General features: G+C 75.4%; 12 protein-coding genes and 1 pseudogene. 2 read left to right on the top strand and 11 right to left on the bottom strand.

Annotated features, from left to right (window positions below; genetic code table 11):
• Positions 1–33 precede the first annotated feature (33 nt).
• From SM573_RS14730 to SM573_RS14715, 4 genes are all read right to left on the bottom strand, one after another.
• The gene (locus SM573_RS14730) at positions 34–576 is read right to left on the bottom strand and encodes a hypothetical protein (RefSeq protein ID WP_474612735.1); all 543 of its coding nucleotides are present in this window, start codon (positions 574–576) and stop codon (positions 34–36) included.
• Between the two features lie 102 nt (positions 577–678).
• Positions 679–3,039 (bottom strand): sodium-translocating pyrophosphatase, encoded by a 2,361-nt coding sequence (locus SM573_RS14725; protein ID WP_474616289.1) that lies wholly within the window; start codon positions 3,037–3,039, stop codon positions 679–681.
• 332 nt (positions 3,040–3,371) lie between these two features.
• Positions 3,372–3,809 carry an ATP-binding protein gene (locus SM573_RS14720; protein ID WP_474612733.1) on the bottom strand — a complete coding sequence of 146 codons (438 nt, stop codon included), beginning with the start codon at positions 3,807–3,809 and terminating at the stop codon, positions 3,372–3,374.
• The gene (locus tag SM573_RS14715; protein WP_474612732.1) at positions 3,806–4,162 is read right to left on the bottom strand and encodes an STAS domain-containing protein; all 357 of its coding nucleotides are present in this window, start codon (positions 4,160–4,162) and stop codon (positions 3,806–3,808) included. Before SM573_RS14715 ends, SM573_RS14720 begins: the two co-directional genes overlap by 4 nt.
• A 188-nt stretch (positions 4,163–4,350) precedes the next feature.
• Here SM573_RS14715 and SM573_RS14710 point away from each other — a divergent pair, with 188 nt between their 5' ends.
• Positions 4,351–6,726 (top strand): DEAD/DEAH box helicase, encoded by a 2,376-nt coding sequence (locus SM573_RS14710; protein ID WP_474616364.1) that lies wholly within the window; start codon positions 4,351–4,353, stop codon positions 6,724–6,726.
• Positions 6,727–6,877: 151 nt separating this feature from the next.
• Complete coding sequence (locus SM573_RS14705) at positions 6,878–7,456, top strand: LURP-one-related family protein (RefSeq protein WP_474612731.1); 579 nt, start codon at positions 6,878–6,880, stop codon at positions 7,454–7,456.
• Positions 7,457–7,634: 178 nt separating this feature from the next.
• On the opposite strand, the pseudogene SM573_RS14700 reads toward SM573_RS14705, so the two are convergent.
• The 7 genes and pseudogenes from SM573_RS14700 to ssd form a co-directional block, all read right to left on the bottom strand.
• Positions 7,635–8,030: pseudogene (locus tag SM573_RS14700) on the bottom strand (Rv3654c family TadE-like protein); the annotation flags it as partial.
• A 164-nt stretch (positions 8,031–8,194) separates the two neighbouring features.
• On the bottom strand, positions 8,195–8,560 hold the full coding sequence (locus tag SM573_RS14695; protein WP_474612899.1) for a TadE family type IV pilus minor pilin: 366 nt from the start codon (positions 8,558–8,560) through the stop codon (positions 8,195–8,197).
• Positions 8,560–8,688 carry a DUF4244 domain-containing protein gene (locus SM573_RS14690; RefSeq protein WP_208418639.1) on the bottom strand — a complete coding sequence of 43 codons (129 nt, stop codon included), beginning with the start codon at positions 8,686–8,688 and terminating at the stop codon, positions 8,560–8,562. Before SM573_RS14690 ends, SM573_RS14695 begins: the two co-directional genes overlap by 1 nt.
• A gap of 65 nt (positions 8,689–8,753) precedes the next feature.
• Complete coding sequence (locus SM573_RS14685) at positions 8,754–9,572, bottom strand: type II secretion system F family protein (protein ID WP_474616288.1); 819 nt, start codon at positions 9,570–9,572, stop codon at positions 8,754–8,756.
• Entirely contained in the window at positions 9,572–10,633 is a 1,062-nt protein-coding gene (locus SM573_RS14680; RefSeq protein ID WP_474616287.1) for a hypothetical protein, read from the bottom strand. Before SM573_RS14680 ends, SM573_RS14685 begins: the two co-directional genes overlap by 1 nt.
• Positions 10,630–11,829: a TadA family conjugal transfer-associated ATPase gene (locus SM573_RS14675; protein ID WP_474612727.1), complete on the bottom strand. Its 1,200-nt coding sequence runs from the start codon at positions 11,827–11,829 to the stop codon at positions 10,630–10,632. The genes SM573_RS14680 and SM573_RS14675 overlap by 4 nt, the downstream gene beginning before the upstream one ends.
• Complete coding sequence (gene ssd, locus SM573_RS14670) at positions 11,826–12,926, bottom strand: septum site-determining protein Ssd (RefSeq protein ID WP_474616286.1); 1,101 nt, start codon at positions 12,924–12,926, stop codon at positions 11,826–11,828. The genes SM573_RS14675 and ssd overlap by 4 nt, the downstream gene beginning before the upstream one ends.
• Positions 12,927–13,188 lie beyond the last annotated feature (262 nt).

The raw sequence follows: 13,188 nt of genomic DNA, 5'->3' as shown, positions 1-13,188 counted from the left end.
GCGGTGCCGCCCCCGACGGTTCGCCGAGCCCGTTCAGCGACACTCCGGCACCTCGTCGAAGGCCTTCTTCAACTCCTCCGAGTTGAGCCGGCTGGTGTCCAGCCCGCTGGCCTCGTACTCCTTGTTCAACGTCGCCACCGCGGCCCGGACCCCGTCGTAGAACGCGTCGGGCTGGTTGGTGCTGAGCCCTTCGATGGTGTCCGCCGCCCGGCCGTACGCGTCGCGCATCTTCGCCAGCGACCCTCGGAAGCCGGCCGAGATCTCCTCGCCGTGCTCGGTCTCCGGCACGCCGGCCTCCTCGACCTGGCGGCGCGCGGTCTCGCTGGCCCGCTCGGCGCCCTCGAAGAGGCGGACCAGGTTCTCCTTGGCCTGCGCGGGAGTCGTCTGCGCGGTCATCTGCTGATCGGTGCTGCTGGTCAACCTGCTGATCTCCGAGCGCCACGGGGCGAGCGCGGAACAGACCGAGGCGGCCCACGCCTGCGGGCTGGGCCCGCCGCCGCAACCGGTGACCACCAGGACGAGCGTGGCCAGGACCACCGTGAGCTTTCCGGCGGCAGTCGCCCGGCACGTACGCATGCGAAGCAGCGTACGGCCTTCACCGAACGCCGGCACCGCTCAGGTTTGCGGGGCCCCGGCCGGCGATGGACGCCGGCCGGGGCCCCACGCTGCGGTGCGCCGTCAGGCCGGAACCGTCTCCGGCCGCTGCTCGGCGCTGCCCGAACCGGTGCCGTCACCGGGGTCCGCGTCGGACATCGCCACCCCCTTGCGCTTACTGAACAGCACGGCCACGACGACCACCAGCGCCGCCACCACGGCGATGGTGATCCGCAGGCCGGTGTTCTTGTCGGAGCCCACGCTCCAGGCCACCACGGCCGGCGCGATCAGCAGCGAGACCAGGTTCATCACCTTGATCAGCGGGTTGATCGCCGGGCCGGCGGTGTCCTTGAACGGGTCGCCGACGGTGTCGCCGATGACGGTCGCCGCGTGCGACTCGGAGCCCTTGCCGCCGTACGCGCCGTCCTCGACGAGCTTCTTGGCGTTGTCCCAGGCGCCACCCGAGTTGGCCAGGAAGACGGCCATCAGGGTGCCCGCCCCGATCGCACCGGCCAGGTACGCGGCGAGCGCGCCCGGGCCGAGGCCGAAACCGACCGCGATCGGCGCCATGATGGCCAGCAGACCGGGGGTCATCAGCTCGCGCTGCGCGTCCCGGGTGCAGATGTCGACCACCTTGCCGTACTCCGGCCGCTGGGTGCGGTCCATGATCCCGGGCAGCTCACGGAACTGCCGGCGGACCTCCATGACGACGGCGCCGGCCGAGCGGGACACCGCGTTGATGGCCAGCCCGGAGAAGAGGAAGACCACCGCCGCGCCGATGATCAGGCCGACGAGGTTGCGCGGGTTCGCCACGTTCAGCGAGTTGAGGATCTCCGCCCCGACGTCGCCGACCCCCGCGTCCGCGTACGCGGTGCGCAGCGTGTCGGTGTACGAGCCGAACAGCGCGGTCGCGGCCAGCACCGCGGTGGCGATCGCGATGCCCTTGGTGATGGCCTTCGTGGTGTTGCCCACCGCGTCCAGCTCGGTCAGCGTCCGGGCGCCGTGCTCGTCGATGTCGCCGGACATCTCCGCCACACCCTGGGCGTTGTCGGAGATCGGGCCGAAGGTGTCCATGGCGACGATCACGCCGACGGTCGTGAGCAGGCCGGTGCCGGCCAGCGCGACCGCGAAGAGCGAGAGCGTGATGGAGCTGCCGCCGAGCAGGAAGGCCCCGAAGACACCGGCGCCGATCAGCAGCGCCGAGTAGACCGCCGACTCCAGGCCGACGCTGATGCCGGCGAGGATGACGGTGGCCGGGCCGGTCTGCGAGCTCTTGCCGATGTCCTGCACCGGGCGCCGGTTGGTCTCGGTGAAGTAGCCGGTCAGCGCCTGGATGGCCGCGGCCAGCACGATGCCGATCACCACGGCGCCGATCGCCACGAGGCGCGGGTTGCCGTCCTCCTCGGTGAGCCCGCCGCCCAGCTCACCGAAGGTGGCCGGGAGGTACGCCCAGGTGGCGATCGCCACCAGCACCGCGGAGACCAGCGCCGAGGCGTAGAAGGCGCGGTTGATCGCGGTGAGGCCGCTGCGGTCGCTGGCGCGCAGCCGGGTGATGAAGACGCCGAGGATCGCGATGACGGCACCGATGCCGGAGACGATCAGCGGGAAGACCAGGCCCTCCTCGCCGAACGCGGCCCGGCCGAGGATCAGCGCGGCGACCAGCGTGACCGCGTACGACTCGAAGAGGTCGGCGGCCATGCCGGCGCAGTCGCCGACGTTGTCGCCCACGTTGTCGGCGATGGTGGCGGCGTTGCGGGGGTCGTCCTCCGGGATGCCCTGCTCGACCTTGCCGACCAGGTCGGCGCCGACGTCCGCGGCCTTGGTGAAGATGCCGCCGCCGACCCGCATGAACATGGCCAGCAGCGCGGCGCCGAAGCCGAAGCCCTCCAGGACGGTCGGCGCGTCACCGCGGAACATCAGCACGACCAGCGCCGCGCCGAAGAGGCCGAGGCCGACGGTGAGGAAGCCGACCACCCCGCCGGTCCGGAAGGCGATCTTCATGGCGGCTTCCCGGCCGCCCTGTCGCTCCCGCGCGGCGGCCGCGACCCGCAGGTTGGCCCGTGTGGCCAGCCACATGCCGGCGCCACCGATGAACGCGCTGAACAGCGCGCCCACCACGAAGAAGGCCGACCGGCCGATCTTCACGGCGGTCTCGTTGCCGTCGGTGTCGTGCACCGGCAGCAGGAAGAGCAGTACCACCGCGATCACGACGAAGATCGCCAGGGTGCGGAACTGCCGGAGCAGGTATGCCGAGGCGCCCTCCTGGACCGCCCCGGAGATCTCCTGCATGTTGGTGGTGCCCTTGCCGGCCGCCAGGACCGCCCTGGTCAGGGCGGCGGCGAAGACGAGCGCCACCATCGCGATGACCGCGGCGATGACGACGTACGTGACATTGGCTCCGGTAAGGGAAAGCCCGCCGCCCTCGGCGGCCAAGGTCTCGGACATCTGTGTCCTCCTGTACCGAACACGCACCGGTCGGTGGAGACGCACCGGCCGGCGCCTGGATGCGGACTCGCAAGCGCCCGCCGACCCGCCCGTGGACCAGCGACGAACACCCGTTCCCACTGGCTGCGGGATGGATCACTTGCTGACAACCCGGGTACTGTAGCCCTCCGCAGTGTCGGAGGTCACACCGAGGGGGCACCCCACGCCGATGATCTTCGTCGCTGTGTTATGAACCGAAATCTGATATAGGAGCCGGTCCATGACAACAGGCCGCGTCCCAGCGGGAACGCGGCCTGTGCGGTGCGCGCGAGGCGCCTGACGCGGCGGGTGGGTCAGCGGCCCACGGGCCAGACCATCCGCACCTCGGTGCCGATGCCCTCGTCGACCGGCCGGACCTGGAGGTCCTCCACGAAGCCGGCGAGCAGGGCGAAGCCCACCCCGGTGGTGAGCGCCTCGTCGGTGAGCGACTCGTTGGCCAACTCGTCCGGAGGCAGCGCGGCGAGACCGATGCCCGCCTCGATCGGGGCGCGGTCGACGACCCGGACGGCGTACTGCCCCGAGTCCGACATCTCCACCAGCACCGGGTCGTGCAGACCGTACTGGCGGTGCAGGGCGACCGCGCGGGTGCAGGCCTCGCCGATGGCGAGGCGGACCTCGTCGAGGAGGTCCTCACGGACGCCGGCCCGCCGGGCGACCGCGACGCCGACCAGGCGGGCGGTGCGCACGTGCACCGGCGCCGGGGAGAACGAGAGACGGACCGTGGCCATCACGCGCCGGCACCGGCCGGGTCGGCGCCGACCGCCGCGTCGACCGTGGCGTGCAGCGGGAACACCTGGTCGAGCGCGGTGATCCGGAAGATCTTGAGCAACGGCTCCTTGTCGCAGACCAGGGCGAACGACCCGCCCGCGGAGCGCAGCCGCTTCAGCGCGCCGACCAGCACCCCCAGCCCGGTGGAGTCGAGGAAGTCCACCCGGCCGAGGTCGACCACCACGTGGCGGGCGCCACCGTCGATCAGTTCGAGGAGCCGTTCGCGCAACCGGGGGGCGGTGTAGACGTCCACCTCACCGCCGACCTCGAGCACCGTGTGCTCCCCCACGGCCCGGGTCGCCAGCGACAGCTCCATCGGTCCTCCTCGCAAGAGCCGTAAACTCTCCTGGGCATCTAACCACTACCGCCGAGAGACGCAGTGGTCACCGGCGAAGCCTTCCCCATACCCCGGGCCCCGGCTTTTCATCTCCGAACACCAGTGCGAGAGTGCAGGACGTGACCAACGACAGCTTCAGCTCGGCGCGTCCCGCGCCGCGCCGCGACCTGGAGCCGTCGTCCGCCACCGTATCCGCCCCGGCCGCCCCCGAGCGCGCCCCGGGCGACCTGCTGGCCCGGCTGCGGGTCCGCGCAGACGCCGACCCGGTCACCCACGTCGAGCGCGTGCCCGCCCGCGCCGGGGTGCCGGCGCCCTGGCCGCAGTGGGTCCCGGAGGAGCTGCGGGCGGCCCTCGCCCGGCGCGGGGTGGTCGCGCCCTGGCGGCACCAGGCCGAGGCGGCCGCGCTGGCGTACGACGGACAGCACGTCGTGGTCGCCACCGGCACGGCGTCCGGGAAGTCCCTGGCCTACCAGCTTCCGGCGCTGGCGACCCTGCTCGCCGACCCCCGGGCCACCGTGCTCTACCTGGCGCCGACCAAGGCGCTCGCCGCCGACCAGTTGCGCGCCGTCGCCGAGCTGGAACTCGACGGTGTACGCCCCGCCTGCTACGACGGCGACACCCCGCGCGCCGAGCGGGAGTGGATCCGCCGGCACTCCCGCTTCGTGCTGACCAACCCGGACATGCTGCACCACGGCATCCTGCCCAACCACGGCCAGTGGTCGGGCTTCCTGCGCCGGCTCGCCTACGTGGTGGTCGACGAGTGCCACACCTACCGTGGGGTGTTCGGGTCGCACGTCGCGCACGTGCTGCGCCGCCTGCGCCGGCTGAGCGGGGCCACCGGCCGTGCCCCCTCTCCCGCGCTCGCCGGCTCGCGCACCACGCCCGTCTTCGTGCTGGCCTCCGCCACGTCGGGCGACCCGGCGACGGCGGCCGGGCGGCTCACCGGCCTTCCGGTGGCCGCCGTGACCGAGGACACCTCCCCGCGCGGCGGGGTGACCTTCGCGCTCTGGGAGCCTCCGCCGCTGCCCTCTGCCGACACCTCCTCCGACGCGGCGGACCTCGCGCCGGTGCGCCGCTCGGCGCTGCGCGAGACCGCGGACCTGCTCGCCGACACGGTCGCCGCGGGGGTACGCACCCTCGCCTTCGTGCGGTCGCGGCGCGGCGCCGAGGTGGTGGCGGCCAACGCGCGACGCGCCCTGGACGAGGCGGTGCCCGGTCTCGGCGACCGGGTCGCCGCCTACCGCGCCGGCTACCTGCGCGAGGAGCGGCGGGAGCTGGAGCGGGCCCTCCTGCACGGCGACCTGCTCGGGCTGGCCTCGACCAACGCGCTGGAGCTCGGCGTCGACCTGGTCGGCCTGGACGCCGTGCTGATCTGCGGATACCCCGGCACCCGGGCCTCGCTCTGGCAGCAGGCCGGCCGGGCCGGGCGCTCGGGGCAGGAGGCGCTCGCGGTGCTGGTGGCCCGGGACGACCCCCTGGACACCTACCTCGTGCACCACCCCGAGGCGGTCTTCGGGCGGCCGGTCGAGGCGACCGTGCTCGACCCGGCCAACCCGTACGTGCTCGCCCCGCAGCTGGCCTGCGCCGCGGCGGAGGCGCCCCTCACCCCCGCCGACCTGACGCTCTTCGGGGAGGGGGCGAAGGAGGCCGTCGACGAGCTGGTGACGGCGGGCGCGCTACGGCAACGCCCGACCGGCTGGTACTGGCGGCACCGGGAACGGCCCGAGGTCGACCTGCGGGGCGAGGGCGGTGCCCCGGTGTGCGTGGTGGAGGCGGCCACCGGGCGGCTGCTCGGCACCGTGGACGGCGGCTCGTCGCACTTCCTGCTGCACCCCGGGGCGGTCTACCTGCACCAGGGCGTCTCGTACGTGGTGGACGAGCTGGACCTGGCCGACGGGTGCGCGCTGGTGCACGCCGAGGAGCCGGACTGGACCACCCACGCGCGGGACGTCACCGACGTGTCGGTGGTGTCGGTGCGCTCGTACGTGGACGCCGGGCCGGTCGGGATGTTCCTCGGCGAGGTGGACGTGACCAGCCAGGTGGTCTCCTACCAGCGCCGGCGGCTCCCGTCCGGTGAGGTGATCGACACCCGGCCCCTGGACCTGCCGGCCCGTGAGCTGCGTACGGTCGCGGTCTGGTTCACCCTCTCGCCGGAGTCGCTGGCGTCCGCCGGTGTGGACCCGGGGGACGTGCCCGGTGGGCTGCACGCCGCCGAGCACGCCGCGATCGGGCTGCTGCCGCTGATCGCCACCTGCGACCGCTGGGACATCGGCGGGCTCTCCACCGCCCTGCACCCCGACACCGAGGCTCCGACCGTCTTCGTCTACGACGGGCACCCGGGCGGGGCGGGCTTCGCCGAGCGGGCGTACGGCACGGCGGCGACCTGGCTGCGGGCCACCCGGGACGCGATCGCCGAGTGCGCCTGTGAGACCGGCTGCCCGTCCTGCGTCCAGTCCCCGAAGTGCGGCAACGGCAACAACCCGCTCTCCAAGGCGGACGCCGTGCGGGTGCTCGACGTGGTGCTGGCGAACCTGCCCTCCTGAGACGCGGACGAGGGCCGCGCCCGGCTCCCGGTCGCGAGTGGGCGCTGCGCGGTGACCGGGCCCGTTCCTCCGGTGGGTCGGGCCGACGGCCGGGCCGGCAGCGGTGAATGTGGTGTGCGACACTCCGGCGCAGCCATCCTGAGGAGAACACATGCAGCTCGACGTCTTGCAGACCCAGCAGCGATTCCACATCCGCCAGCGACTGCGGATGATGGTCAACCAGTACGAGGTCCACTCCGTGGCACCGGACGGCTCCGAGGGCGAACTGCTGGCCTTCGCGCAGCAGAAGCGGCTCGCCTTCAAGGAGCAGGTCACCATCTACACGGACGACTCCAAGCAGCAGCCGCTGCTCGGCTTCAAGGCGCGCCAGCGCCTCGACCTCGGCGCCACGTACGACGTCACCGACGCCGCCGGCAACCCGATCGGCCTGTTCCGCAAGGACTTCGCGCAGTCCCTGCTCCGCTCCACCTGGCACGTCGAGCAGAACGGGCTGCCGCAGGTCACGGGCCAGGAGCGCAGCCTGCCGGTGGCGCTGCTGCGCCGCTTCGTCGACTCGCTCTCCTGGCTGCCGTACCACTTCGACTTCACGGCCGGCGGCCAGCCGGTGTTCTCGGTCGTGAAGAAGTGGGGTCTGCGCGACCGCTACGTGGTGGAGATCCAGCACCCGCAGATCGACCGCCGCCTGGTCATCGCGATGGCCGTCGCCCTCGACGCGCTCCAGGCCCGCTGACCCGACCCGTCGCCGGTGCCGTGGCCGGACCGGCCGCGGCGCCGGCCCTTCTCGTGCACGGTGTGCGGTGGCGGGTGGGTGATGGGCGGAGCCGGGCGACGCCGCGGTGCGGACTGCCGTGGCGCCACGACCCGTTCGGCCCGGTCGACGTCCCGCCGACGGGCCGGGCGCTGGCAGGTCAGCCCCGGACCGGACCCGCACGAGCGGTTGCGGCGGCGATCCGCCGCATCCCCGGCAGCGGACGGACCTCGACCTCCACCGTCACCAGCACGTCGAGGCCGTCGAGCCGGCAGCGCGTCAGCCGGCCGTGATTGGCACGGGCCAACTCGTCCGCCGCCGCGCAGGCCGGGCCGGCACCGCCCGGGGCCTGCCCCGCCGCGGCCAACGCCGCGAAGTCGGCACCGGCGCGGGCCTGGTGCCGGGCGACCCGGGCGGAGCCGACGGCGGCCGCGTACGTGCCGACCAGGACGAGCACCAACCCGACCGCGAGCAGGCAGACCGTGGCCCCACCACGATCACCGTCCCGACCTGCGCGGTGAGCCGTTCTCGCGTCCCCGTCACCGGCCGAAGGGCCGCGGTGAACCGACGCCTCGCCGCCGTCACCGCCCCGACCCGCGCGGTGGCCCGTGCCGCCTCGGGCGACACAGACGGCACGGGCAGCTCGGGCGGCGCTGGTGGCGACGCGGGCGGCCTCTCCCGGTTCGACGCGGGCGTGCCGTCGACGGGCCGGCGCGACGGTCACGGCCGGGCCGCCGGTGAGCCCGGTTCGACGGCGGCGACCGTGGTGGCCGCGACGGAGAGCCGGGGTAGCCGGGCGCCGAGAGGGCGGACGGGTGCCCGCACGGTGACAGTGACCCGGTCCTCGCCGACGGTCACGGTGACGACGGCGTCCCGGGGTGCGACCCGGTGTCCCGCCTCCACGCCCTCCTCGCCCCGGGAGGCGGCGAGTGCCGCCTCCCGGGCGGCGTCGAGGCAGGCCGCCTTCGTGGTGACCGCCTCCACCGCGGTGAGACCGGCGAACAGGAGCAGCAGCAGCGCCGGCAGGCCGGCCGCCAGCTCGGCGGTGAAGGACCCCCGGTCGCGGCCGGCCAGCCGGCGCCGGATCACTTCAGTGCCCGGTCGATGACGGCGGTCAACGCGGACTGGACGTTGCCGGACGTCAGCACCTTCAGCAGGATGCCCGCGAAGGCGACCGCGGCGAGCGTGCCGACGGCGTACTCGGCCGTGTTCATCCCGGCGTCCCCGCGCAGGCGGGCGAGCAGTTTGCGCACGTGTCGTACCCCTTCCTCGATGGTTGTCAGAGCACGTCGCCGAGGACGGCGACGATCACCGGCACCAGGCCGGCGAGAATGAAGGCTGGCAGGAAGCAGAGCCCCAGCGGCAGCACGATGAGGACGCCCGCCCGCCGGGCCGACGCCTCGGCGGCGGTGGCCCGGTCGGCGCGCAGGTCGTCGGCGAGCCGGGTGAGGGCGCCGGCGAGCGCGGCCCCGCTGTGGGACGACCGGTAGGCGGCGGAGGCGAGCCGGTCCGCGCCCGGTACGCCGTCGAGCACCGACCACGCCTCCTCGGGACCGCCGCCGAGCAGCAGCGTGCGACCGACCCGCCCGAGGCGGGCGGCGAGCGGACCGTCCAGCGCCTCGGCGACCGCGAGCACCGACCGGTCCACGGGTGCGCCCGCCCGCATGGCCGCGGCCAGGAGGTCGGCGGCGAGGGGCAGGTCTGCGGCCTCCTGGAGGCGCCGGTTGCGTGCCGCGGGTGACTCGATCCGCCGCAACAACCGGTCGAGCAGCAGCGCGGTGGGGGCCGCGCCCAGCAGGCCGGGCCACCCGCCGACCACCACCGCCAGCGCCAGCCCACCCAGCGCCGCGGCGAGCCGGACAGCGTCCGGTCGCCGCCGGGCGGAGCGTCGAGCGTGCCCGCCCGACACTTCCTCACCGATCGCCGGGGGATGCGCGCCGTCGCTGTCGTCGGCCCGGACCGCCGGTCCACCGTGGGGGATCGATCCGGCTCGGTCGTCGCGCAGCGCCCGCAGCCGGTGCAGCGGCCGGCGAGCGGTGAGGGCGACCAGCGGGGTCGCCGCCACCAGGAGGCCGGCGGCCAGTGCGGCGCGGGACATCAGCCGACCCGGGCGGGCGCGGCGCCGAGGCGCTCGGCCCAGAACAGCCCCGCGGCCTGGAGCGCGACCGCGAGCAGCGCGCAGGCCGCGCCGAGCGGCGTGTGCAGGAGCACGCGCACCGGGTCCACGCCGATGCCGTAGCCGAGCCCGATCCCGCCGAGCGGCAGGGCCGCCAGCAGCCAGGCGGTCGCCCGGGCGCCGGCCGCCTGTGCGGCCGCTGCGGACAACGCCCGGTCGGTCGAACGGGCGTCGGCCTCGATCCGCTCCACCAGATCCGCCAGGGGCGCGCCGGTGCGGTCGGCGAGCCGCACGGCGGCCGACGCCAGACGGTCGAGCCGGTCCCGGTCGCTGGTGCGGGTGGCAGGTGCGGTACTGGTCAGCGCCGGCACCGGAAGGCCGGCGCGCAGGTCCGCGGCGAACCCGCAGAGCTGGTCGAGGCGCTGCCGCCGGGCCTGCTCCGCGTGCCGTGTCGCCTGCCACCGGATCGCCCCGCGTACCCCGAGGACGGCGTACGCGGCGACCGCCACCGCCGCGACCGGGCCCGCGAGCAGACCGCCGGCCGTCGCCCCGGCGAGAGCGGCCAGCAGGGCGCTACGCCTCGGCGACCGGCTCAACAGGGACGCCCATCGGGGACCGCTGCCCGGCGGTGACGCGGCGCCGGGCTGCTGGCCTTGGACGGCGGCGCTCACGGCCGGAGTCCCACCCGAACCGGCCGGACCCCGCCCGTCGCGGCGGCCGGGAGGCCGCGACGGACCGGAGGGACGCCGCGGACCGGGCCGCTGGGCCAGCGGCCGTGGCAGGCCGGCATCGACCCGCGGCTCATGCCGGCGGGGCGGATCAGCGCGCGGTCCGTCGCCGGGGGTGTCCAGCGCCCGCCCCAGCTCGGTGACCCAGTCGACGAGCGGGTCCTCGACCGGCCGGTCCACCGGTCGGCGCCCCGACCCGCCCACGCCGCTGATCACCGCGCCACGACGTGCCCGGGCGCTGCGCAGCGGCCAGCCCACCAGCACCGCCACCACGAGCAGCAGACCCGCCGCGACGGGCCACGTTCCGGCGTTCACGCCGGACCCGCCGATCCGGGCCACGGCTCACCGAGGATGGGCGGAGCCGCCACGCCCCGCTCGGCGAGCATCGCCGCGAGGGCTCCGGCGGCCTGGCCGGGGCCTCGCCCGCGTACCCAGGCGGGCACCACGGTGACCATCCGGTCCGGGCCGTCCGGCAGCAGCAGGCAGACGGACTCCAGTACGCGGCCCCGGTCGCCGCGGCGGACCTGCAACAGGACCTGGAGGGCGGCGGCCACCTGGGCGTGCAGGGCCGCGCGCGGCAACCCGCCGAGCATCCCCAGCGCCTCCAACCGGGCCGGCACGTCGGACGGCGCGTTGGCGTGCAGTGTCCCGGCGCCGCCGTCGTGGCCGGTGTTCAGCGCGGCGAGCAGGTCGACCACCTCGCCGCCCCGGCACTCCCCGACGACCAGGCGGTCCGGCCGCATCCGCAGCGCCTGCCGTACGAGGTCGGCCAGGCTCACCACACCCGAGCCCTCCACGTTGGCCGTGCGGGCCTGCAGGCCCACCACGTGTGGATGCCTCGGCTGCAGCTCGGCCGCGTCCTCCACCAGCACGATCCGCTCGGTCGCGGGCACCAGCCCCAGCAACGTGTTGAGCAGCGTCGTCTTGCCGGAGCCGGTGCCGCCGGTCACCAGGTACGCGAGCCGCGCCGCGACCACGGCGGCGAGCAGCGGCGCGACCGGACGGGGCACGGTGCCGTGGCGCACCAACTCGTCCAACGTGAAGGGCTTCTGGCGGAAGGTCCGCAACGAGAGGTAGGGGCCGTCGGTCGCCACCGGCGGCAGTACGGCGTGCAGGCGCGTGCCGTCGGCGAGCCGCGCGTCGGCGTACGGGGAGCCGTCGTCCAGCCGCCGTCCGGCGCTCGCGGTCAGCCGCTGCGCCAACCGGCGCACCTCGTCGACCGTCCCCATCGGCACGGCCACCTGGTGCAGCCCCTGCCCCCGGTCGACCCAGACCCGCACGCCGTTGACCAGCACGTCGGTCACCTCCGGATCCGCCAGCAGCGGGGCGAGCGGCCCGGCGCCGACCAGCTCGTCGCGGACCCGGTCGGCCATCCGCAGCACCGCCGTGTCGCCGAGAACGGCGGCGGTGGGCTCGGCGCGTACCGCGGAGACGATCGCGGCCGGAGTGACCGGGGTCGCCGCGGCCGCGATCCGCTGCCGTACCCGGGCGGAGAGCCCCTCGTCGGTCATGCCGCACCCGCCGTCGGCACGCCGGTCACCTCGGCGACGATCCGCTGGCAGAGGACGGCCAACGGGCCTCGCCCGGTCGCCGCGGGCGCCTCGCCGCGCTCCAACCCGCGTACGATCGCCGGCTCGGGCCGAAGCGTGCCGGCCAACGGCAGGTTCAGGGCCCGCGCCACCTCGGCCGCGCGCAGCCGACCGGGTGCCGGCCCGCGCACGATGACCGACAGGTCCGCGCAGTGCGGGGCCGCGGCCGCGGCGACCCGGGCGGCCGCCGCCGTGGCACGCAGCTCGGCCGGAACGACCAGGTAGGCCCGGTCGGCGCCCTGTAGCGCGGTCACCGCGGCGTCGTCGAGCTGCCGGGGCAGGTCGACGGCCACGAAGTCCCGCCCTCGGCGGGCGGCGTCGAGGGTGGCGGCCATCGCGGGGGCGGGCAGTGCGAGCAGGTCGCCGCGGTCCCACGAGAGCACCACCAGGTCACCCCGGCGAGGCAGGGCCCGGACCAACGCCGGAGCGTCCACCCGGCCGTCGGCGGCGGTGAGCGCCGGCCAGCGGAGGCCGTCGAGCTGCTCCCAGCCGAGGACCAGGTCGAGCCCGCCGCCGAGCGGGTCGGCGTCCACGAGGAGTGTGCGCAGCCGCGCTCGGGCGGCGGTGACCGCGAGCCCGCCGGCCAGGATGCTCGCCCCCGCTCCGCCCCGCCCACCGAGCACCGCCACGACGCGGGCCGCGGCGACCGGCGGGTCGGCGCCGTGCTCGGCGAGACGGTCGACCAGCCAGGGCTCGGCGGCGGGCAGGGTGGCCACGTGCTCGGCGCCGATCAGCTCGGCGACCTGCCAGCCAGGATCGAACTCACCGGAGCGGCCCACGAGAACGAGCCGGGGCCGCTGCGGCAGGCGCGCCCGGAGACAGGGCTGCGCCTGGTCGACACCGAGCAGCACGAGCGGTGCGGGCAGCCAGCGGGTGCGGGCGGCCGCCGGATCGGGGGCGAGCTCCAGCTCGGCGCCGCCGGCGGCGGCGAGCCGGAGCAGGTCGTCGAGGAGGTCGTCGTCGCCGGTGACGACCAGCGGACGTCGGCCGGACGGGGCGACGGAGGTACGGGGTGGCATCGCGGCCTCCAGCGGTCAGGGCTCGAAGGTGCTGGACCAGACCCTGCTCGCGATCCGCGCCACCGGCTGCCCGGAGACGCCGGGCTGTGGACAACCGGAGCGGCTGTGGACAACGCCCGCCGCGGCGTTCGATCTGCTATATGGAGCCATCCGATGCGGACCGTCGGCCGGCGCGGCAGGCCGGCCCGCTACGGGCAGGCCACCCCCCGCACGGGCCGTCGCGGGCGGGCGCCACGCACGGGCCGTCGCGGCGGGCGCCACG

It is taken from the genome of Micromonospora xinjiangensis, assembly GCF_056150165.1.
Note: the sequence above shows the minus strand (reverse complement) of the source record. Positions and strands in the feature narration are given on the sequence as shown.

What these genes read in the sequence shown, in the direction of transcription:
- SM573_RS14730 (WP_474612735.1), bottom strand. Translation starts at nt 576, where the DNA reads ATGCGTACGTGCCGGGCGACTGCCGCCGGAAAGCTCACGGTGGTCCTG.
- SM573_RS14725 (WP_474616289.1), bottom strand. Translation starts at nt 3,039, where the DNA reads ATGTCCGAGACCTTGGCCGCCGAGGGCGGCGGGCTTTCCCTTACCGGA.
- SM573_RS14715 (WP_474612732.1), bottom strand. Translation starts at nt 4,162, where the DNA reads ATGGAGCTGTCGCTGGCGACCCGGGCCGTGGGGGAGCACACGGTGCTC.
- SM573_RS14705 (WP_474612731.1), top strand. Translation starts at nt 6,878, where the DNA reads ATGCAGCTCGACGTCTTGCAGACCCAGCAGCGATTCCACATCCGCCAG.
- SM573_RS14690 (WP_208418639.1), bottom strand. Translation starts at nt 8,688, where the DNA reads ATGAACACGGCCGAGTACGCCGTCGGCACGCTCGCCGCGGTCGCCTTC.
- SM573_RS14685 (WP_474616288.1), bottom strand. Translation starts at nt 9,572, where the DNA reads ATGTCCCGCGCCGCACTGGCCGCCGGCCTCCTGGTGGCGGCGACCCCG.
- SM573_RS14675 (WP_474612727.1), bottom strand. Translation starts at nt 11,829, where the DNA reads ATGACCGACGAGGGGCTCTCCGCCCGGGTACGGCAGCGGATCGCGGCC.
- ssd (WP_474616286.1), bottom strand. Translation starts at nt 12,926, where the DNA reads ATGCCACCCCGTACCTCCGTCGCCCCGTCCGGCCGACGTCCGCTGGTC.